The 21,579-nt window shown below is 43.6% G+C and carries 17 protein-coding genes and 3 pseudogenes; 15 read left to right on the top strand and 5 right to left on the bottom strand.

Going from position 1 to position 21,579, the window contains the following annotated elements:
* Positions 1-92: 92 nt before the first annotated feature.
* From pabC to VTAP4600_RS05245, 5 genes and pseudogenes are all read left to right on the top strand, one after another.
* Complete coding sequence (pabC, locus tag VTAP4600_RS05265; RefSeq protein WP_102521826.1) at positions 93-908, top strand: aminodeoxychorismate lyase; 816 nt, start codon at positions 93-95, stop codon at positions 906-908.
* Positions 905-1,921 carry an endolytic transglycosylase MltG gene (gene mltG / locus VTAP4600_RS05260; protein WP_102521825.1) on the top strand — a complete coding sequence of 339 codons (1,017 nt, stop codon included), beginning with the start codon at positions 905-907 and terminating at the stop codon, positions 1,919-1,921. The genes pabC and mltG overlap by 4 nt, the downstream gene beginning before the upstream one ends.
* Entirely contained in the window at positions 1,918-2,553 is a 636-nt protein-coding gene (tmk, locus tag VTAP4600_RS05255) for a dTMP kinase (protein ID WP_102521824.1), read from the top strand. The genes mltG and tmk overlap by 4 nt, the downstream gene beginning before the upstream one ends.
* A gap of 3 nt (positions 2,554-2,556) precedes the next feature.
* The gene (gene holB / locus VTAP4600_RS05250; RefSeq protein ID WP_102521823.1) at positions 2,557-3,516 is read left to right on the top strand and encodes a DNA polymerase III subunit delta'; all 960 of its coding nucleotides are present in this window, start codon (positions 2,557-2,559) and stop codon (positions 3,514-3,516) included.
* Positions 3,506-3,883, top strand: a pseudogene (locus VTAP4600_RS05245) (TatD family hydrolase); the annotation flags it as partial. The gene holB and the pseudogene VTAP4600_RS05245, both read left to right, overlap by 11 nt.
* A 174-nt stretch (positions 3,884-4,057) precedes the next feature.
* On the opposite strand, the gene VTAP4600_RS05240 reads toward VTAP4600_RS05245, so the two are convergent.
* The gene (locus tag VTAP4600_RS05240; protein ID WP_102521342.1) at positions 4,058-5,587 is read right to left on the bottom strand and encodes a transposase; all 1,530 of its coding nucleotides are present in this window, start codon (positions 5,585-5,587) and stop codon (positions 4,058-4,060) included.
* A 61-nt stretch (positions 5,588-5,648) separates the two neighbouring features.
* On the opposite strand from VTAP4600_RS05240, the pseudogene VTAP4600_RS05235 reads away from it, so the two are divergent.
* The 4 genes and pseudogenes from VTAP4600_RS05235 to VTAP4600_RS05220 form a co-directional block, all read left to right on the top strand.
* Positions 5,649-6,101 (top strand): annotated as a pseudogene (locus VTAP4600_RS05235) (TatD family hydrolase); the annotation flags it as partial.
* Positions 6,102-6,580: 479 nt separating this feature from the next.
* A complete protein-coding gene (gene ptsG, locus VTAP4600_RS05230; RefSeq protein ID WP_102521821.1) occupies positions 6,581-8,014 on the top strand; it encodes a PTS glucose transporter subunit IIBC in 1,434 nt (477 codons plus the stop codon).
* A 783-nt stretch (positions 8,015-8,797) separates the two neighbouring features.
* Positions 8,798-10,081, top strand: a pseudogene (gene ltrA, locus VTAP4600_RS26590) (group II intron reverse transcriptase/maturase).
* A gap of 278 nt (positions 10,082-10,359) precedes the next feature.
* Positions 10,360-10,779 (top strand): hypothetical protein, encoded by a 420-nt coding sequence (locus VTAP4600_RS05220; protein ID WP_231897877.1) that lies wholly within the window; start codon positions 10,360-10,362, stop codon positions 10,777-10,779.
* Positions 10,780-10,885: 106 nt separating this feature from the next.
* Here the strand turns inward: VTAP4600_RS05220 and VTAP4600_RS25765 are convergent, their stop codons facing one another.
* Positions 10,886-10,981, bottom strand: coding sequence for a methionine/alanine import family NSS transporter small subunit (locus VTAP4600_RS25765; RefSeq protein ID WP_145958556.1), 96 nt, complete (start codon positions 10,979-10,981; stop codon positions 10,886-10,888).
* Positions 10,982-10,983: 2 nt separating this feature from the next.
* Entirely contained in the window at positions 10,984-12,447 is a 1,464-nt protein-coding gene (locus tag VTAP4600_RS05215; protein ID WP_102521819.1) for a sodium-dependent transporter, read from the bottom strand.
* A gap of 620 nt (positions 12,448-13,067) precedes the next feature.
* Here VTAP4600_RS05215 and cydH point away from each other — a divergent pair.
* The gene (cydH, locus tag VTAP4600_RS26665) at positions 13,068-13,160 is read left to right on the top strand and encodes a cytochrome bd-I oxidase subunit CydH (RefSeq protein ID WP_102521818.1); all 93 of its coding nucleotides are present in this window, start codon (positions 13,068-13,070) and stop codon (positions 13,158-13,160) included.
* 17 nt (positions 13,161-13,177) lie between these two features.
* Positions 13,178-14,341 (top strand): patatin-like phospholipase family protein, encoded by a 1,164-nt coding sequence (locus VTAP4600_RS05205; RefSeq protein WP_102523916.1) that lies wholly within the window; start codon positions 13,178-13,180, stop codon positions 14,339-14,341.
* Positions 14,342-14,406: 65 nt separating this feature from the next.
* Here the strand turns inward: VTAP4600_RS05205 and pyk are convergent, their stop codons facing one another.
* Positions 14,407-15,852: a pyruvate kinase gene (gene pyk / locus VTAP4600_RS05200; RefSeq protein ID WP_102521817.1), complete on the bottom strand. Its 1,446-nt coding sequence runs from the start codon at positions 15,850-15,852 to the stop codon at positions 14,407-14,409.
* A gap of 296 nt (positions 15,853-16,148) precedes the next feature.
* Here pyk and mlc point away from each other — a divergent pair, with 296 nt between their 5' ends.
* The gene (mlc, locus tag VTAP4600_RS05195) at positions 16,149-17,363 is read left to right on the top strand and encodes a sugar metabolism global transcriptional regulator Mlc (protein WP_102521816.1); all 1,215 of its coding nucleotides are present in this window, start codon (positions 16,149-16,151) and stop codon (positions 17,361-17,363) included.
* A gap of 102 nt (positions 17,364-17,465) precedes the next feature.
* Positions 17,466-18,404, top strand: a complete 939-nt coding sequence (locus VTAP4600_RS05190) for a chemotaxis protein CheV (protein ID WP_102521815.1) — start codon at positions 17,466-17,468, stop codon at positions 18,402-18,404.
* Positions 18,405-18,668: 264 nt separating this feature from the next.
* Here the strand turns inward: VTAP4600_RS05190 and VTAP4600_RS05185 are convergent, their stop codons facing one another.
* A complete protein-coding gene (locus tag VTAP4600_RS05185; protein WP_102523915.1) occupies positions 18,669-19,409 on the bottom strand; it encodes a YciK family oxidoreductase in 741 nt (246 codons plus the stop codon).
* A 139-nt stretch (positions 19,410-19,548) separates the two neighbouring features.
* Here VTAP4600_RS05185 and sohB point away from each other — a divergent pair, with 139 nt between their 5' ends.
* On the top strand, positions 19,549-20,610 hold the full coding sequence (gene sohB / locus VTAP4600_RS05180) for a protease SohB (RefSeq protein ID WP_102523914.1): 1,062 nt from the start codon (positions 19,549-19,551) through the stop codon (positions 20,608-20,610).
* Positions 20,611-20,760: 150 nt separating this feature from the next.
* Positions 20,761-21,444 (top strand): (d)CMP kinase, encoded by a 684-nt coding sequence (cmk, locus tag VTAP4600_RS05175; RefSeq protein WP_102521814.1) that lies wholly within the window; start codon positions 20,761-20,763, stop codon positions 21,442-21,444.
* The last annotated feature ends 135 nt before the right edge of the window (positions 21,445-21,579 follow it).

Raw genomic sequence — 21,579 nt, 5'->3', positions numbered from 1 at the left:
TTTTATTAAGTGACTAAAGCTTGTTTTAGAGCGGCTCAATGCTTAGCATTGAGCCGCTTTTTTTATTTTTTTGAGAGCAAGGTGGAAGCGCTATGTTTTTGGTCAATGGAAGACAGAGCCATTCGGTGGAATTGACGGACCGTAGCTTTCAATACGGTGATGGTTGTTTTACGACGATGTTAGTTAAAGATGGTTTTCCTCTATTTTGGGAAAGCCATTGTGATCGAATGAATGCTTGTTTGGACGTTCTTCAAATTCCCAAGCCGAACTGGGTGCAAGTTTTGGATTGGGTCGAACAGGCAATTAACGGCTTTGACTCTCAAGAAAAATGTGGAATTAAGCTACACATCAGTCGAGGGTCTGGTGGGCGCGGTTATGGTATCCAAGGTGCTCAGGAAGCTCGTATTACGATCAGTACATTTGGTTATCCAGAGTATTACGAGAGTTGGCAGCGCGATGGCGTCAATCTTGGTATTAGCTCTGTGGCATTAGGGCATTTACCGATGCTTGCGGGGCATAAGCATAATAACCGCATAGAGCAAGTGTTGGTCAAAGCTGAAATTGAGCAATGTGGTTGGCAAGACGCCGTGGTGTTAGATATTGCAGATAATGTCATAGAAACAAGTATGGCAAATATATTCTGGCGTAATGCAAACGGCGAGTGGTCTACCCCTTTACTGGATAAATCTGGCGTTGCAGGAGTGATGAGAAGGCATGTGTTGAAGCAATTAGGGGCATTGAGCCTAAACTGCAACATAGAGCCCACACCATTGACTGCTCTTGAGACCGCACAGGAAATATTTATTACTAACTCACTACTGCAGATAGTGCCAGTAACTTCGATTGGTACGAAAAACTACCCTATTGGTCAAATGACACGAACGATTCAGGAGAAAATGATTTCGTGATTAAGAAAATCTTATTACTTGCCTTGATACTTGCCATTATGGCGTTAGGTGGTGCGTTTTATGTACACCAGCAAGTAGAACAATACGTTAATCAGCTAGTGAATATTAAACAGCCCACGCTTGTTACCGTTAAGCCCGGTACCAGTTTTGGTGGCCTGTTGACTCAGTTAGAAAGCTCAGGCTGGGTAAAAGCGAGCCGTTATTCCCGCCTAGTGCCTAAACTACACCCAGAGCTGGTAAAGGTTAAAGCTGGCACTTTTGAGTTGCCCACAAACCTTAACTTATCACAAGCGCTTCAGGCGTTGGCAGATGGCAAAGAGCATCAATTTACGATTACTTTCATTGAGGGAAGTCGATTTTCAGAATGGTTAGATCAACTAAGCCAAGCCGACTATTTGGAGCAGACTCTAAGTACAATGACTGAGGCAGACATTGCTAAAGCACTAGGAATCGACACCCAAAAGCTTGAAGGGCAATTTCTGGCCGAGACATACCATTACCCCGCGGGAACTCGTGATCTTGATGTGCTTAAATGGGCCAATAAGAGTTTAACCCAAGTGTTGGATAAAGCATGGGAGGCACGTAAGCAGCCACTGCCATTAAAGTCCCCTTATGAGGCACTTATCTTGGCATCGATCATTGAAAAAGAGACTGCAATTGATGAAGAGCGGGAGCGAGTTTCGTCTGTTTTTATCAATCGACTCAATCGACCGATGAGGCTACAAACTGATCCTACGGTTATTTATGGCATGGGGGATAAATACAAAGGGAATATTCGTAAGAAAGATCTTAGAACCCCAACACCATACAATACCTATACAATTAATGGTTTACCGCCTACACCGATCGCCATGGCAGGTAAAGCTTCTATTGAAGCCGCGTTGAACCCAGAAAAAAGCAATTATCTATATTTTGTAGCAAGTGGTTACGGCGGACATGTGTTCTCTAAATCACTTGTGGAACATAACCGCGCAGTGCGTGCCTATTTAAAAGTATTAAGAAGTAAGAAATGAATCAAGCCAAATTTATCGTCATCGAAGGTCTTGAAGGCGCAGGTAAAAGTACTGCGATAGCGGCCGTATTGGACACATTAAAGCAGTCTGGAGTTCAAGACGTTATCAATACCCGCGAGCCAGGCGGAACCGTACTGGCTGAAAAAATGCGTGCTTTGGTGAAAGAAGAACATGAAGGCGAAGAGCTTCAAGATATCTCAGAATTAATGTTGTTGTATGCTGCGCGCGTACAACTGGTTGAAACTGTGATTAAGCCGGCATTAGCAAATGGTACATGGGTTGTCGGTGATAGACATGACTTTTCCTCTCAAGCTTACCAAGGTGGCGGCCGTCAAATAGCTCGTAACACCATGGACACATTAAAAGATCTCGCCTTGGCAGGTTTCACTCCTGATCTGGTTCTGTACTTGGACTTAGATCCTAGGGTTGGATTGGAACGTGCTCGAGGTCGTGGCGAACTTGACCGAATTGAGAAAATGGACATCAGTTTTTTTGAACGTACACGTGAGCGTTACCTAGAGCTAGCAGCAGAAAATAGCAATACCGTTGTCATTAATGCCGAGCAAGGTATTGATCAGGTGACGAATGATATTATTAAGGCGCTCCAACACTGGTTAACTAAACAAGGTTAAGTTATGGCCGTTAATTACCCATGGTTATTGCCCGTATGGCATAGCTGGCAAGCGTTACTTGAACAAGACAGGTTAACTGGCGCATTACTTTTGAATGCGCCGCAAGGGTTAGGGGCTAGTGAGGTCGTAACAGAGTTCTCTCGAGCAGTAGTGTGTGCTAACTCTGTTGAGCAAGCCTGTGGTTTTTGCCACAGCTGTGACCTTTCATTGTCAGGAAATCACCCTGATATCCATTGGATTCAGCCTGAAAAAGCGGGTAAAGCGATTACGGTCGATCAGATCAGGCAGTGTAACTTATGGGCTCAAGAGTCATCGCAATTAGGTGGAAAACGCCTGATTATTATCGAACCTGCTGAGGCGATGAATGAGTCCTCATCAAATGCATTATTAAAAACGTTAGAATCACCCAGTGAAAGCTGCATTTTTTTATTGGTAACGTCGAATAAACATCAGTTATTGCCAACGATCACCAGCCGATGCCAGCTTTGGAGTGTGGAGCACCCCTCAGAATTGGATGCTTTGGATTGGTTATCAAAGCAAAGTGATATCGGGGTGAGTAAAGACATTTTACGCCTATGTCACGGAGCCCCTCTGACGGCATTAGCGTTTTATAAAGATAAGCATGATAAAGCTTATCAAGATCTGTCTGCCGCGATTATTAGTGAGTTAAAAAAGCCGGTAATGTCGCTCGCTTCAATATGGCTTTCAATAAAAGATGCCCCAATAGTTAGGTTAGGCTGGATTAGTTATCTCTTGGTCGAAGTACAAAAACATCACTTTGGCTTACCAGTGAGTGAACCTGTTCCCGAATTGGCTCGGTTCATCCATTATGATCTCGCTTATAAGAAGGCGGGCGAGCTGAATAGACTTATAGAAAAGTTGACTCACTTTACCGGGCTCAATAGTGAGCTTTTGTTGGCCGATTGGTTGTTAGATTTACATGGGAAAAGAAATGTTTGTTGATTCACATTGCCACTTAGATAAATTAAATTATGAAGAGCTTCATCAAGGTGTGGGCGACGTCATTGCGAAAGCACACGGAGCAAACGTAAAACAACTATTAACCGTCGGTGTGACGTTAGATAGCTTTCCGAACATGATTGAAATGATCTCTGGCTACGATGAAGTGTATGCATCGTGTGGTGTGCATCCGTTGGACGTAGAAAGCCCATTTGAACTCGATAAACTCAAAGAATACGCGACTCATTCTAAAGTGGTTGCGATTGGCGAGACGGGGCTTGACTATCATTATCAGCCAGAGACTGCAGAATTACAGCGCACTCGGTTTAAACAGCATGTGTCTTTAGCTGTGGAGCTTAACAAGCCGTTGAAGCTGTAGAATTTCTCGATTTTTCACCGATTTCCCATGTTTTTATCGTCATTAATCCTACCCTTTTGGGGTAAATACTGCTCGATGGTAGCGGCCTTTATCACCTTAAGGAAAGATAGAGCGACAGGATGAGAGTTAATTTGGGTTTTTCGCTGATTTTAGAGGTTTTACCCTCTAGATGATGCAATTCCGTAGCTTTTCCATGTTGTGAAGCATGCTGAACATCGCCCATTGGGCGTTCACTTTCTCTTGTCCTCTTAGCGTAAATCGATTCATCTGTTTGTTGACGGTGATGTTGCCAAAAACAGGTTCAACACACCCAAGCCGTTTACTGTATTGCCGCCTTCCTTCTGGGCTATCAATCTTGTCTTTCATGGCTTGCATGTGGTCAAAGTCTTTGGTGTTTTTGTAGATGAAGAAGACTTGTCGACCGACTTGCTTGCCAGGCGGTTTTCTCATGCACAGCGGTTGATGAACGCATTGTCTGCAGTCGTTTAGGTATCCACAAAACTGAGCACCACGCTCTCCACGGATGACGGCGTTCTTGCTGCTCAGCCGCATCATATTTCCTGCAGGGCATCGGCAAGTCATGTCGTCTTGGTTGAACTCGAACATAGAAATGGAGTAACAGGTTTTACCTGTTTTCGAGCGTTTCTTTCGTTTTTTCGCTTGCTCGGTCTGATAGGTTTCACTGTTTTGAAACAGCGGATTACGGCTGCGAAATCCAGTGTCTGCTATGTAACAATCATAAGGAGTCTCAGACAGGAACTTGAGGTTGGTTTTACTATGAAATCCGCTGTCTGCGGTGAACTTGGTGGTGCGCTTTGAGCTGTTGGGTAGCTTCTCTAATTGTTCTTTCAAAGCGAGCACTGCAGGCTTTAATGTTTGCTGTTCACCAACGCTTCCCCACACTTGGCTGTGTAAAATAATTTGGTGCTTGTCATCCGTGATGGCGATGCCGTTATAACCTTGAATCGTACCTTTTGAGGTGGTCATTTTAGCGCTGTCATTGTCCGTGATGTTGCTTTTTACGGGTTTTTTACTGCTGCCCAATTTGTCTTTAGTGCTCGCCAGAAATGAACCTATTTTATCGGCGCTGCTATCAAGCTTTTGTTTTTGTCTTAGGTCTTGTTCGATAACTTCATTTGGGAGCGAATCTTGGCTTTGATGACGCTCGATAATTCGCTGGCTCGCCCGCTGTAGTTTTTCTTTTTTACGGCGAAGCTCTTCGTGTGTGCCACTCCATTCCTTACTGGCATTGGATGAAATTTTACAGCCATCAATAGCAAACATGTTACGGCCTATTAGGCCTTGTTCATCGCATATCATGAGAACCTGAGTGAACAGTGGTTCGATGGTGTCCTTCATTTGTGCGATGAAAGCCGCGATAGTGGTGAAGTGTGGTCGCTCGTCGCCCGATAAGCACATGAAAGTGACATTGTTGATGCAGGCTCTTTCTATGCGTCGGCTAGTTAACATGCCGAGGGAATAGGCGTAAAAAATAACCTTAAGCATGATGGAGGGTGGATAAGCCGCCGCCCCGTTTTTGTCGTTGTGGTAGTGCGCATCAAAGGGCGAGAGGTCGAGGTGGTTATCGACAATGTGGGAAATCGCATACTCAATAGTTCCGGGGATGAGTTGTTCATCGATGATGATAGGGACGAACATGTTTTGGTTCGAGTAATCGGTTTTGAAGTTGGGCATAACCGTGTCTTGTGGCGAATAATTTAGATTAGATCACAAGGAGTTAGTGCGTTCAAGTTCATATCGTGATGAAATGGCGGCAGGATCAGAATTGAGACGGGCGAGGAGAAATTCTACAGCCTCGTTAATTATTCATACTAGAAATGCAAGGCAAGATACTCTTGATATCTTAAAGCAAGGTGGGGCAGAAAAGTGTGGCGGGGTTATTCATTGTTTTACGGAAGATCTCGCGTTTGCTAAAGCCGCAATGGATTTAGGTTTTTACATTTCTATTTCAGGCATCGTGACGTTTAAAGCGGCGGTAGAACTAAAAGAAGTGGTTAAAGCACTTCCGCTAGATCGCTTGCTTATTGAAACGGATTCACCTTACTTGGCTCCGGTACCTCATCGAGGAAAAGAGAACCAACCAGCCTATGTTGTTGAAGTTGCGCAATACGTTGCACAGCTAAAAGGTGAGTCTTTAGGTCGAGTTGCCGAACAGACGACGAAAAACTTCCAAAATCTTTTTTTGTAGTAAAAAGTGACGAATATCTAAAAAGGGAGCAATTGCTCCCTTTTTTATTCATTAATCGAATTAAATGCAATGTTAACCAAATATGTTGACTAAAACATAGCCAAATACCTCAAATGTAATTTTGTTACTAAAAATAACAAGCACCTTAATTTAGATCACAATTTATTGATTGAAACTTGGTTAAGTTGTTTGTTTACAGTTACTTATGCCTCTGTAAACCATTTCATCCCATTTTTACGACTGTGATCTAGATTTTGTTTTGAAACTAAATTTCATGACGCTATAGGAATGGTGAGTTGAATCACGATATATTTTGAGGCGGAAAATATAATCTTCTTAGGATTTGAATCCGTCGAAATTTGGCACGTTTACTATTCTATTCAATAGTATGTATATATTTTGTTTAGCGTAGAGAAACAAGGCTGCGGGGGTGTGCCGCTAAATTTCGAAAAAACTTATAATCATTCAGGAGCATGAATATGTTTAAGAACCTTTTTGCTAGCCTACAAAAAGTAGGTAAGGCGCTGATGCTGCCAGTATCAGTTTTACCTGTAGCAGGTATTTTACTTGGTGTTGGTGCAGCTAACTTTAGTTGGTTGCCGGAAATTGTTTCAAACCTAATGGCGCAAGCTGGTGGTTCTGTATTTGGCCAGATGCCTTTACTGTTCGCAGTAGGTGTTGCACTTGGTTTTACAAACAACGATGGTGTAGCGGGTCTAGCTGCAATCGTTGGTTACGGTATTATGGCTGCAACACTGGGTGTTATGGCTGGCGTACTAGGTGTTGATAAGCTCGATACTGGTGTTCTAGGTGGTATCCTAGCCGGTGGTGTTGCTGCTTGGGCATTTAACCGCTTCTTCAAAATTCAACTTCCTGAATACCTTGGCTTCTTCGCTGGTAAGCGTGCTGTGCCAATCATCACTGGTTTCGTTACTATTGGTCTTGGTGTTGTTCTGGCGTTCGTATGGCAACCAATCGGTGGTGGCATTGCGTCATTCTCTGACTGGGCTGCACATCAGAACCCACAGGTTGCATTTGGTATTTACGGTATCGTTGAGCGTTCTCTTATCCCATTTGGTCTTCACCACGTATGGAACGTACCTTTCTTCTTCGAAGCGGGTAGCTGTGTAAATGCTGCAGGCGAAGCGCGTACTGGTATCCTAACTTGTTACCTAGAGGCTGATGCAGCTTCTCGTGCTGCTGGTAATGGCTTCGGTCAGCTTGCTGGTGCATACATGTTTAAGATGTTCGGTCTTCCTGCTGCTGCCATTGCCATTGCTCACTCTGCTAAACCAGAGAACCGTGCAAAAGTAATGGGCATCATGGTGTCTGCTGCATTGACTTCATTCCTAACCGGTATTACTGAACCAATCGAGTTCTCATTCCTATTCGTTGCTCCAGTTCTTTACGCAATTCACGCTGTTCTAGCGGGTTCTGCTTTCGTACTGACTAACACTCTAGGTATGGTTCACGGTACTTCGTTCTCTCACGGTTTGATTGACTTCGTTGTATTGTCTGGTAACTCTCAGAAATTGTTCCTATTCATTGCATTCGGTCTAGCTTACGCTGCAATCTACTACATTGTATTCCGCACTGTTATCCGTGTTATGGACCTGAAAACTCCTGGCCGTGAAGATGAAACAGAAGATGCAGGACCAGTTGCTACTGGCACTGAGCTTGCGGGTGAACTTGTCGCTGCATTTGGCGGCAAAGCAAACATAACTGGTCTTGATGCTTGTATCACACGTTTACGTGTGGCTGTGGCTGACACAGAAGCTGTTGACCAAGATAAACTTAAGCAATTAGGTGCGGCGGGTGTTGTTGTCGTAGCTGGTGGCGTACAAGCAATCTTTGGTACTAAGTCTGATAACCTTAAAACAGACATGGATGAGTGGATTCGCAATAACGCGTAACCGAAATCATCGATAAGAAAGGAGGCCATGGGCCTCCTTTTTTTGTTTGCCCAGCGAAGCTGGCAAACCCATTAGGCTGAAAGAAGCCTAAATCACCCTGATTGAGGGGAAGATAATCCGAATCGCAAGGGCGTTGCTGGCCAACGGCAGGGTTTGAAGGAAGCGATAGGAAGTTAACAGTACACAACGAAAGTGAACCTGATTCGGCAATTTAGGTGGGTAAGCGTGCAAAATAGCGTGAAGCCCGATACTCAATCAGACCTAGATTGTGCTTGAGGGTGGCATTGTTAACAGGGAGCCAGTGCAGTAACTCGGGAAGCCTGACACCACATCCGAGCAAACGTCGGAAGCATAAACTCAAGGCGAGAGCCAAGATCTATGTTGGTGCGAGGTGGCAGATGAATCCGTAGTAGTGAGTAAAGCTCGGCCGGTGAAGCCCAGTAATGGTGTGGAGGATAAAACTGAGCTGACCATCAGTAACACGTCTGATGGGACAACATTTTGCCAAAAGCAATCTGGTGTTGCGAAGGGATGAAGTACATTTTAAGTCTGTGATGAGCAGATGTTTTTTTTTCAGTGGTATACAAGTTGATTAGCGTATCGAGGTATTCCGTCTCGGTCTTTGTGAAAGCAAAGCACTGAAGCGAGAAACCGTACAAGGGAGTAACTCTGACTCACTCTAGTAAATTGCCATTGAGCTAGAAGGCTAGAGAGTGGAGTGAAATACACCAACACTGTGAGAGAGCATTTGTCCCCACACGGCACACAATCTAAAGGAAAAAGTTGAGAGTTTACTACAGTTTATATGGTCACTTGCTCCACAAAGAGCGACTCTATAAAGGATTTAAAAAAGTGTGGAAAGCGAAAGGCGCGGCCGGAATAGATAGGCAGAGCCTAAGCGACTACGCCCAAAATCTGAGTGATAACCTAGATCAACTTCTTCTGGAACTCAAAACCAAGCGATACACCCCTCAACCCGTCAGACGGGTAGAAATACCGAAAGATGATGGTGGGGTGCGATTACTTGGGATCCCAACAGTACGGGATAGAGTTGTCCAACAAGCTCTAAATGATCTATTAACCCCAATCTTCGAAGAGCAGTTTCACCCATCCAGCTTTGGGTATAGACCGAATCGAAGTTGTCACGATGCTATAAACAAAGCGACGATGTTCATCCGTCGATACGGAATGCAACACGTCGTAGATATGGACTTATCGAAGTGCTTCGATAAGCTCGATCATGAGCTTATTCTAAAAAGCATTAAGTAACGAGTCACAGACAGTAGCGTACTGGAGCTCATCAAACAGTTCCTGAAAAGTGGCGTAATGGTTGATGGAGAGTGGCAGCATACCGAGATAGGTAGTCCGCAAGGTGGAGTAATAAGCCCACTGATAGCGAACATCTATCTGGATGCGTTTGATCAAGAGATGCGAAAGCGAGGACATCGAATAGTCCGTTATGCCGACGACATACTGATCTTCTGTCGCAGCCGTAAAGGTGCAGAAAATGCGCAAGTACAGGCAACGAAGGTCCTGGAAAAACAGCTCAAGTTAACGGTGAACGAAACCAAATCACACATAGCGCACAGCGGCGAAGGTGTGAAATTCCTTGGAATAGAAATCGGTAGCCATTATAGCCGTATTCAGCCAAAGAAAATGTCGACGTTCAAAGGAAAGTTGAAGCGAGTGACAAGACGCAATGGCGGTAAGCCATTGTTAGAAGTCATTAAACAACTGAATCCACTTCTGAGAGGGTTCAGCCAGTACTTTCGAATAGCGAATGCCAACAGGGAGTTTAAGAAACTGGCCGCGTGGTTAAGGCGAAGACTTCGCAGCGTCCAATTACGATTATGGAAAAAACCGACCCGACTCCACCGCAGGCTAAGACAGCTAGGTTACGAAGGGTCATTCAGGTATATCTGTATGGATAGTTGGAGAAATGCTGCGAGTCCATTAGCCAGTTACTCGATGCCAAATCAATGGTTTAACGACCTTGGATTAGTGAATCTTGAACACGTTAGGACAGGATATGTGTTCAGCCATTATGCTGAATGGAAATGTGCATGAGCCGTATACGAGGTCCGTACGTACGGTTCTGTGAGAGGGATGAGGCGGAGACGCCTCACCCTACTCGATGATCAATATAGGCGAGTGAAACACTAAATAAAGAGACGGAGTGAGCCAAATCACCTGGCTGTGGGGTTATTAACAAAACTCTGACAGCCCAAATCTTTACTATTGACTCGATATCTGCGAAAAAGCACCCATAAATTTTTCAGTTGGCGGCAAGTTGTGAACAATTCGTATTGTTGATGCTTTGCCAGATACGAATAACAGGGTGTTTCATGATGTCTCGAATCGCATTGGGTTTGGTTGCAGCAAGTTTAACGATGTTAAGCGCGGGTGCTTACGCAAATGATAAAAATAATAGCGACCTAAAAATAGGCCTAGGGCTTGATCAAGGGCTTAGTATTGTTGGTCAGTACCAAGATACGTATAATTTTGCTATCGGTAACGATGGCGTTGCTGCGGACTATATTTTCAATAAAGGTTCGTTTAATAGTGACGTACCATTTACATGGTATGCAGGAGCCGGCGCTTGGATTGGCTGGAAAGACAACGGAGGCTTACGTGTACCGTTAGGGCTAGACTGGAATTTCACAACCAACTGGGACGCTTTTGCGCAAGTTATTCCGGGCTTAAACTTACGTGGCGGAGCCAAGCTTGATATTGATGCTGCACTAGGCATGAGGTATTCGTTCTAGAACGGCAGAACAGCTTAAGGCCCTCAATTTTTAACAAAAAAAATGCCAGCAATAAGTTGCTGGCATTTCTATATCTAAGGGTGTCTAATCACTTCGCTTTTAGCACTTACTGCTTATCCATGGCGCGTTTAATGCAAATTGCTGCACCGCCCCAAGTAATGCCAAGTCCTAAAACCATCATGATGATTGCGCTTGTAGTCATAATTAAGCTTCCTTTTTGCTTGATGCGTTAACGATAAGACCCAGAACAAATACACCAGCAATGACTGCCCAGCCTAATGTTAAGTCGTATCCACCGTAACCATCAGTAAATAATGCGTATAGTTTCGTTGCTAGAATCACAGCAAGCATGACTGGAGTGATAAAGCGAATACAGATATCAAACCATTGGCCAATAGAGAAATCTGACGAGCTGTTTACGTATTCACGAACGTCTGCGACTTTGTTAAGTAGCCACGCCATTAATAGGATTTCTATCAGGGCACCCACCATGATACCAACGTTATTGGCGAAGTGGTCAACAAGGTCAAGCAGCAATAAACCACCATTGGTAGCAAACGCCATAGAAACAACAACACCCGTACCGATCACGATATTAGCGGCTTTCTTACGGCTCCAATTCATTTTGTCTATGATCGCTGAAGTAACGGCTTCCATAATTGAAATGTGAGAGCTTAACCCTGCTACGACAAGTGCGAAGAAGAACAGTGGACCCAATATGTACGGAGCGGGTAGTAAATTAATCGCCGCTGGTAGTGTAACAAAAGCCAAACCTACACCAGCAGATACAACGTCAGTCAGTTCTTTGCCTTGTTCTTGAGCCATGTAACCCAATACAGAGAAAATCATGATGCCCGCTAAGATAGAGAAGCCACAGTTGATCAAAACTGTCATGAACGCATTATTAGTAATGTCGGACTTTTCCGGAAGGTAGCTTGAATACGCAAGCATGATGGCGAAACCAATGCTAAGGGTAAAGAATATTTGGCCGTAAGCGGCTGCCCATACTTTTACGTCCCAAATTCGGCTGAAGTCGGGTTCAAACATGTAGTTGATGCCATTAAGTGCGCCAGGCAGGAACACCATACGAGCGATCAGCAATATTACCATCACGAACAAAACAGGCATCATAACTTTTGATGCTCGTTCGATACCAGCTTTGACACCACTTACGATGGCTGCGTAGGTAATACCCCAAGCCAAAAGCATGGCTAGTGCTATTTTCCATTGAATGCTACCTAGGCTAGTTGGGGAGTTATCACCCCCTAAAGCAAGATATTCATTAAAGAAGAAAGCATTAGTATCAGTTCCCCAACTTTGTGTAAACGACATACCAAAGTAAGAAATTGCCCATCCGATTACCGCAACATAATAAACGGCAATAACGGCTGCGATGCCCACTTGGAACCAACCAAGCCATTCGAATTTAGGATGAATCTTTGACAGTGTTTTGGGTGCTGAGCCACGGTATTTCTGGCCCATACTGAATTCCAAAATCATGAATGGAATACCAGCAGTTAGCATGGCGAAAAGGTAAGGAATAAAAAATGCGCCACCTCCGTTCTCGTATGCCATGTAAGGGAAACGCCAAATATTCCCTAAACCAATTGCTGATCCGACTGCAGCTAGTATAAATCCAGCTCTGGATCCCCATTGTTCGCGCTTCATATGTAACTCCTTTACGACTTAATTCCTGATGTATGAAGCTTACCTATCTTTATGGAATACCATTAGTTGTATAAATCCAAATTTGCAGAGGCTGCAAGATGAAATGGATACATTGTTTGGTTTTTTATTCTGGTAAGTAAGGTAATTATCAGTTTATAACTCTGTTTTAAACGATGTGTGTTCGCATAAATTGGAATGTTCAACTATGCATGTTGTGAGACTACCTATAATTTTGGCTTATATCAATAGATAGTAAACATTACTAGGTTGATTGATAAAAGATAATGAGTTGTTAATTTGTGGTTATTAGGTGAATTATCCCGAATCAACTTTATCAATTGAAACTAATCATCGCGTGTAAGCCTATATTTGAACGATATGGTTGTTATTGAGATTTGGTTTGGATGACTGAAAACTATCCAGTAAACGCGATAATTCTCGTACAAAGAGTGTTGTTGTTGAGATTTTAGCGATTCTGAGAGCTGGCTTTGATATTCGAATATTAAATTTTAAGGTTTATGCAACTGTGATTTCGGCACCATTTTGGTCACTCAACTTTCCTATCTCCTTGAAGTATTTGTAACTAACTGTTATTTATTTGTTAACATAGGAGGTGTTATATGGAAAATGACCTGAAATTTGCTTTGTTGGTTGTGGTGAGCGCTTTGAGCATCATCACTACTTTTAGCGTGATAGCTGTAACAATGATGTAGACATCCCATTGTCTATTATTCTTAATTCTGGGGGCGTATCAGAGCATTCGAGCTCGCTTGATGAAATCCGTCTACTAAATTATATAAACGGGAAAACAGCTTTAGTAGCACAAGGCGGTGGACAACGGAGCATCTTTACTGCGGGTGTGATTGATTCTTTTCTTTACGCCAACTTCGACCCTTTTCATTCTTTTTATGGCACCTCTGCGGGTGCCATGAACCTCTGTGCTTTTCTCAGCCGACAAGCTGGACTTGGACGTTCCTTTCTACTCGACTTAACAAGCCAGCCCGAGTTTTTCAGTTTATTTGGCTATATACGCCATAAGCAACCGCTAGGGCTAAATTGGGCGTTGAATAAAATTCGACAGTATCCTTATCGACTGGATGTAGATATGGCGCAACGGGTGTTGAATGGGCGTGAAGCGTTCGCTTCAGTCACGGATACTAAACACCTTAAAGATCACTATTTGCCATTTTTAAGTGAACAGTGGTTTGAAGTGCTAACGGCAACGTGTGCGATCCCAAGGCTTTATAATGGCGAGGTGACCATTAATGGTATTGGTTATGTAGACGGGGGGATTTCTGCGGCGATTCCAATTCAAGAAGCATGGCGAAATGACGCACGATTGATTGTTGCCATAAGAACAGAAAGTGTTGATGAGGATTTAGTGACCGTTAACACTGTTCCGCCCACGATGCACAAGTCATCAGATAGCGCTATGCCAATATGGTTAAAAGAGTCTGTGGGGGCCATACAACAGCAGTGGGACATGAGAGTTCAAGATTGGAAAAATGATTGGGATGGATTTTTAAAAACTCAATTTGATAAATCCACGTCTAAGCAAGATAAAGCGAGCAGGCTCAAATTGCTGAACGGCGGTCGTTGGCTATTTGGGGCAGGTGATGTCTATCGACTAAGCCATATGTTAGGTGAGCAGTTTGATGCGGGTTTGGCGGATCTACTTATGGTGCATTACCAAACTTATGCACTCACTCAGGACTTTTTAAAACACCCACCAGAGGACTGCTTTATTGTTCAGATAGCACCCGATCAACCACTAAGATCTGCAGCACTGATGAGCTCTGAAGAAGACATGATAGCAGACTACCAGATAGGCTTAAGAGCGGGGCAGAGGTTCATTGAAACGTACACTAAAGTAAAGCGAGCGAGTGATCGCTAAAGCTGAAACAGCAAAAGACAACCCACAGTGAGCTGCCTTTTGGTGTCGGGACTATTTTGATGAGTTTACTGAACCTTGCTGATGCGTAACGTATTGGTTGAGCCGATCACGTCCATGATGTCTCCTTGTGTGATGATGACGAGGTCGCCTTCATCAAGTAACCCACCATCTTTTAGTGTCGAGAGTGCATCTTGGGCAGTAGGCAGTCCTAAGTCTGCGTGGCAATCAAAATGCACTGGAGTCACACCGCGATATAACGCACTTCGGTTTAAGGTTGCTTCGTTGCGGGATAAAGCGAAAATGGGTAATCCTGAACTCAGACGTGACATCATTAGTGCGGTGCGGCCTGATTCGGTTAAAGACACCATGGCTTTGACGCCTTCTAGGTGATTAGCCGAATACATGGTTGCCATTGAAATGGCTTCTTCCGGCGTTTGGAACTTACTGTCCATCCTATAGTTGGACACGTTTAAGCTAGGCATTTTTTCAGCACCAACACAAACTTCAGCCATAGATCGCACGGTTTCTACGGGAAAATTACCGACGGCAGTTTCACCTGATAACATCACGGCATCAGTTCCATCCAAAACAGCGTTAGCAACGTCCATTACTTCGGCTCGGGTTGGAAGAGGGTTAATGATCATAGATTCCATCATTTGAGTCGCGGTAATGACGGTACGGTTAAGTGCACGAGCTCGCCTAATGAGCTGTTTTTGCACTCCAACTAACTCGGGATCACCAATTTCTACCCCTAGATCACCACGAGCGACCATCACAGCGTCAGAAGCAGAAATAATATCGTCCATGCTTTCTTCGTCAACAACGGACTCAGCTCGTTCAACTTTGGCTACAAGATGAGCGCTTAACCCTGCGTCTGTCGCGAGTCGTCGAGCGTACTTCATGTCTTCGCCATTTCGAGGAAATGAAATCGCGAGGTAATCAACTCTGATTTTAGCGGCTGTTTGTATATCTTCGATGTCTTTTTCTGTCAGAGCTGCGGCAGATAAGCCACCGCCTTTTTTATTGATCCCCTTGTTGTTAGACAAGGCGCCACCAACGGTAACGGTCGTATGTACTTTTAGTCCATCTACTCGATCAATGAGCAGTTGAATACGGCCATCATCGAGCAATAAGGTGTCGCCGGAATACACGTCTTTATGCAAATCTGGGTAATCTAGCCCGACGGAATGTTGGTCGCCTTCTCCTTTTGGTAGTTCAGCATCCAACGTGAATTTATCGCCAACTATGAGCATGACTTTGTCGTTTTTAAACGTTGAAACGCGAATTTTTGGGCCTTGCAGATCACCAAGAATAGCAACATGAATACCATGTTTGGCTGCAATGGAACGTACGCTGTTAGCACGGTCAATGTGATCTTGAGGTTCACCGTGAGAAAAATTAAGACGAACGACATTAGCGCCGGCAAGAATGATTTTTTCCAAATTATTATCTTTGTCAGTTGCAGGGCCAAGAGTGGCGACTATCTTTGTTCTTCTGAGCTGTTTCGACATCTGAATCTCCATAAATTGGATTGAAGTGTGATTTGAATGCTTATTCGTCTTGTATATTGCCTGCGCAATTAGAAAAAAGACTCACTACCTATCCAGTGTAGTTATTTGATGATTTTTTTGTTCGCAAAAAAACGTCAGATTGATCACCTTTCCAGAGATGAAATTTTTGCAAATAAATAAACCAATTAAAATTTACGGGAATAATCGTGACACTTGTCACGAGGTTTACTCAAGGGACTTCACAATTAGTTCGCAAAGTAAAAAAATTAACAGGTATCTCATCTTTGGAGTTTCCTATGTACATGGCTCAACCCGGCCATATCGATCATATTAAGCAAGTAAATGCTGGTCGCGTATACAAATTAATCGACTTAAACGGTCCTATTTCTCGTATTGAATTGTCAAAAAAAAGCGAGTTGGCACCGGCCAGTATTACTAAAATTACGCGCGAATTGATCGATGCTCACCTGATCCACGAAACAACTGTGCAAGAAGCTACCAGTAGAGGCCGCCCAGCCGTTGGGTTGCAGACGAATAACGAAGGTTGGCAATTTCTATCCATGAGGCTTGGCCGTGGATATTTAATGATAGCCCTTCACGAACATGGTGGTTCGGTTTTATTTGAAACCATGATCGAAATTGAAGAAATCGAGCAAGACGAAGTATTAAGTCGTTTGCTGCACGAAATCGAAGAGTTTTTTCAAACCTACTCAAGCAAGTTGGACCGTGTTACCAGTATCGCGATGACACTTCCCGGTTTGGTAGATTCCAATCGTGGTGTCGTACTTCAAATGCCGCATTTCAATGTTAATAACTTGGAATTGGGTCCTGAAATCCACAAAGCAACAGGATTACCTGTTTTTGTGGCCAACGATACGCGGGCTTGGGCGTTGGCTGAAAATTTATTCGGCAACTCTCAAGGTGTCGATAACTCCCTGTTGGTGTCTATCCACCATGGCTTAGGTGCCGGTGTGATATTAGACGGCCGAGTATTAGAAGGCCGACACGGTAACATTGGTGAGTTAGGGCACATTCAAATCGATCCTAACGGCAAGAAGTGTCATTGTGGAAATAAAGGTTGTCTGGAAACGGTCGCCAGTTCTATGGCGCTACGAGACATCATTAAGAAGCGAATTGATAAAGGTGACGCTACGTCATTACAAGCAGATGATATAACGATTGAATCGATCAGTGATGCAGCTCTTGCTGGTGACGCGTTGGCTATCGAGGAAATTGAAAAGCTTGGGGAACACCTAGGTACTGCCGTTGCGATTGTAATTAATTTGTTTAATCCGGAAAAAGTACTGATCGGTGGGGTGATCAATCACGCTAAATCGATTTTATATCCTGTAATAAAAGCGAATATTGAATCGAAAACATTGCCTCTCTATCATCAAGACCTACAGTTAGAAGAGAGTCGTTTCTATCGTGAAGCGACAATGCCGGGTGCGGCGTTAGTTAAACAAGCGATGTATGACGGCCAACTCTTGATGAAAGTTGTTGAGGGTTAATTCGAAATAGGGTGTACGATCACCCTATTAATCACAGACAATATGGCGAATAGCTGTCATATGCTGTACGCTGTTATTAAAGAAAAAATATGAGTAGCCTATATGTCTGGAGTATTAAGCAGCGTTGACCAGAGAACTAACTTAGTAGGTGAAAACCGACTTGAGTTATTACTATTTCAACTAAATAGTCCGCAAATCTTTGCCGTCAATGTTTTTAAGGTAAGAGAAGTACTTAAAGTACCACCCGTTACGAAATTGCCCGGCTCTCATCATCATATTATTGGTGTCGCTTCTCTTAGAGGTGAATCTGTGCCAGTCATCGATCTTCGTGCGGCAATTGGTTTTAGACCCGGCCAGGATGCTGAAGAACAGAACTTAATCATTACCGAATATAACCGCACCATTCAAGGGTTCTTGGTGGGGCAGGTTAGAAATATCGTGAATACTGCGTGGACTGAAATCCAACCACCGCCAAAAACTGCAGGTCGCGCAAACTATTTAACGGCTATTACTCAGATCACTGAAAATGAACTTACCAGAATCGTTGAAATTATCGATGTCGAAAAAGTGTTGGCAGAAATTGTCGATTACGACACGTCAATCAGCGAAGGTGTGTTAGATGAGCAATTGGCCGGAGAAATGGTTGGTCGCAAAATCTTGGTCGTTGATGATTCGGCAACCGCTCGAAATCAAATTATTGGTACTTTGTCTCAGCTCGGGATTGAGTTTATTGAATGTAACGATGGCTTAGAGGCGCTCAATTTACTGAAGTCTTGGTGCGATGAAGGCAAAGATGTCACGCGTGAGTTACTCATGATGATTACCGATGCAGAAATGCCAGAAATGGATGGCTACAAGTTAACTCAAGAAGTTCGTAGCGATGCTAGAATGAGTACCTTGTATGTTACTTTGAACACCTCTTTGAGCGGCAGTTTTAACGAAGCTATGGTTGAAAAAGTCGGATGTAACAAGTTCATCTCTAAGTTCCAGCCTGACTTGCTGGTTTCTGTTACACAAGAGAGATTGAGAGAAATACTATAGTCTTGAGTATTCACCAGGCTAATGATACATTCCGCACCCAGTTGGTACCCTGACTGGGTGTTTTTGTATCTTGAGTAGTTTTTCTATCAGGAATCGCTTTCTTAACAGGAGCAGTAATGACTTGGGTTGTAAGTAAATGGTTGTTTACTTTAGCCGTGATAGCGTACAGGAAGTACTGGAAAACAGAGCACAAGGTAGAAGCTCAGCATCACGTTGATAACGAATAGTGAGAGCGGTTAAGCTCTCATCCATTGTTCTTAATTTTTATTTAGGCTGTGCATCGATGCATTGACCATGTACTGATTGTCCTTCAGGAGACATGAGGTAAACGTAGAGCGGCATAATATCTTGCGCCGTCTTTAAGCCATTGCTATCTTCTGCAGGGAAAGCTTTAGCACGCATGCTTGTGCGAGTGCCTCCCGGATTAATCGCGTTTACTCGAACCGGAGTATTTTCCAACTCATCAGTTAATACTTGCATCATGCCTTCTGTCGCGAATTTAGACATAGCATACACACCCCAGAATGCTCTGCCTTGATGACCAACTGTTGAAGAGGTGAATAGGATGCGAGCGTCATCAGATTTCTTTAATATTGGCAGCAATGCTTTGGTTATTAAAAACTGAGCTTTGACGTTAACTTGCATGACATCATCGTAAGAATCTTCGCCGATTTGTTCAAATGGGCTGATGATTCCGAGAATTCCTGCATTGTTCAATAAGCCATCCAAACGACCAAATTGCCCTTCTATGGTTTCAGCCATATCTTGATAGTGTTTCTCTGTTGCGCCTTTCATATCAAGTGGAATGATGGCTGGCTGAGGGTAACCAAGCGCCTCAATTTCATCATAGGTTTGTTCAAGCTTTTTTACTGTCCTGCCAAGTAAAATGACGGTTGCGCCTTGCTTTGCATAACTAATAGCCGCTTGTTTACCTATGCCGTCTCCCGCACCTGTTACTAAAATCACTTTATCTTTTAAATTATCTGTTGAGACCGAATAATCCACAGCACTCATCCCTTTGTTTGTTCGGCAATTTCGCCATCCGACCTTAAGGCAGATATTTCTGGCAGAAATTAGCATTATTAGTTGGTAATTGTGATAAGACAGTTACAATACACGAATTCGTTTCATAGGGGATATGACATTGGAATTTTTATTAGATTATGGTTTGTTTTTAGCTAAGATCGTCACACTACTTGCTGCGGTTGCTGCTTTATTAATCATCATAAAATTGGTTGGTAGTAAGCATGGTTCTGCGAAAGGAGAGTTGGAGATCATCAACTTGACTGATAAGCATCAAGATAATCTCGAGTATTTAGAAGACCATATTCATGATGATGCCTATCTTAAGGCTCGTCATAAAGCAGAAAAGAAACAAGAGAAAGAAGAACACAAGCAACGTGAAAAAGAAGTTAAACAGTCAGTAAAAGACGGTAAACTTGCCTCGAGCCGTAAGCCTCATCTGTTTGTACTGGACTTTAATGGCAGTATTGATGCAAAAGAAGTGACGTCGTTGCGCGAAGAAGTCTCTGCATTAATATCAGTTGCCCAAGAAGGTGATGAAGTCTTGGTAAGACTTGAGTCTGGTGGCGGTATGGTGCACGGTTACGGACTAGCCGCTTCACAACTAGACCGAATTAAAGCCGCTAAAATACCGTTAACCATTTCAGTCGATAAAGTAGCGGCCAGTGGCGGTTATATGATGGCATGTGTTGCTGATAAAATTGTATCGGCACCGTTTGCGATTGTTGGCTCAATCGGCGTTATCGCTCAATTACCAAATTTCAGTAAACTGCTTAAAAAACACGATATCGAATATGAGCAATTAACGGCTGGTGAATACAAACGTACGCTAACGATGTTTGGTGAAAACACAGACAAAGCGCGAGAAAAATTCAAAGAAGAACTCGAAGAGACGCATGGGTTGTTTAAAGATTTTATACACGCTCGTCGCCCTGAACTTGATCTAGATAAAGTAGCAACCGGAGAGCACTGGTTTGGAACACAAGCTCACGAGCTTGGTCTAGTTGATGAGATCTCTACATCCGATGATTTAGTGATTCAGGCCTGTAAAGACAAGACCGTTCTGTCTCTCTCTTATGTACAAAAGAAAAAGCTGACAGATAAACTGGCAGGCGTAGCAGGAGAAGCTGCAGACCACGTGCTAATGAAGTGGATCAATCGAGGCCAGCGACCTATCTTATAGGGATTAAGTCAAACCAATATAAAGTCTGTCTAAATGGCAGACTTTATTAATTTTTCCTTATGGAACTGCGTCAGTTTCTGTATAATACACCGCCGATAAAAGCAGGCAGCTAAATGCTGCTCATAGCTACTAACTAAAATGGAGAATCTGATGTCCACTCAACCACCAGTCATTACTGTTGATGGGCCAAGCGGTGCAGGCAAAGGAACGTTGTGCATGCTGTTGGCAGAAAAACTGGGCTTTCACTTGCTAGATTCTGGTGCGATATACAGAGTGTTGGCATTAGCAGCAATTCATCATGGTTTAGATACCGAATCAGAAGACGTTTTGGTACCGCTGGCGACGCATCTAGACGTACAATTCATCGCAGAAGGTGAGTTGGTTAAAGTGATTTTAGAAGGCGAAGACGTTTCTAAAGAGCTGCGCAAAGAAACCACCGGTGAAGCGGCTTCAAAGATCGCGGCATTGCCCAGAGTACGTGAAGCTTTACTAAGGCGTCAGCGTTCATTTGCATCTTCCCCAGGCTTAGTCGGGGATGGTCGAGATTTAGGCACGGTTGTATTTACCAGCGCAGTTGCTAAAATATTTCTAGACGCAAGTGCTGAAGAACGCGCTAATCGCCGTTATAAGCAGTTGCAAGATAAAGGCCATAGTGTTAAATTTGATGACCTTTTGTGCGAGATACAGGACAGAGACTTCCGCGATAGAAATCGAGCGGTTGCTCCTTTGCGTCCTGCTGAAGACGCACTAGTGCTTGACTCAACATCACTTTCGATTGAAGAAGTGGTGCAGCAAGCACTTGTATTTATAGAATCTAAATTGTCTGAGGTTTAGCTTTTAGCGAAACAGTTTTTGCTGAAATAGCTTCTAGCTGAAACTTAGGCAATAGGAATGTCGGTCGCAAGGATGATGACTGGCAATTTTATCAACCCCACGCGGTAGGATGCCCGTGGACGTTTAATTATTGAA

Origin of the sequence: Vibrio tapetis subsp. tapetis (genome assembly GCF_900233005.1) — a bacterium.
Lineage (GTDB): Bacteria > Pseudomonadota > Gammaproteobacteria > Enterobacterales > Vibrionaceae > Vibrio > Vibrio tapetis.
The sequence above is the reverse complement of the archived record's forward strand: the minus strand, read 5'-3'. Positions and strand labels throughout refer to the sequence as shown.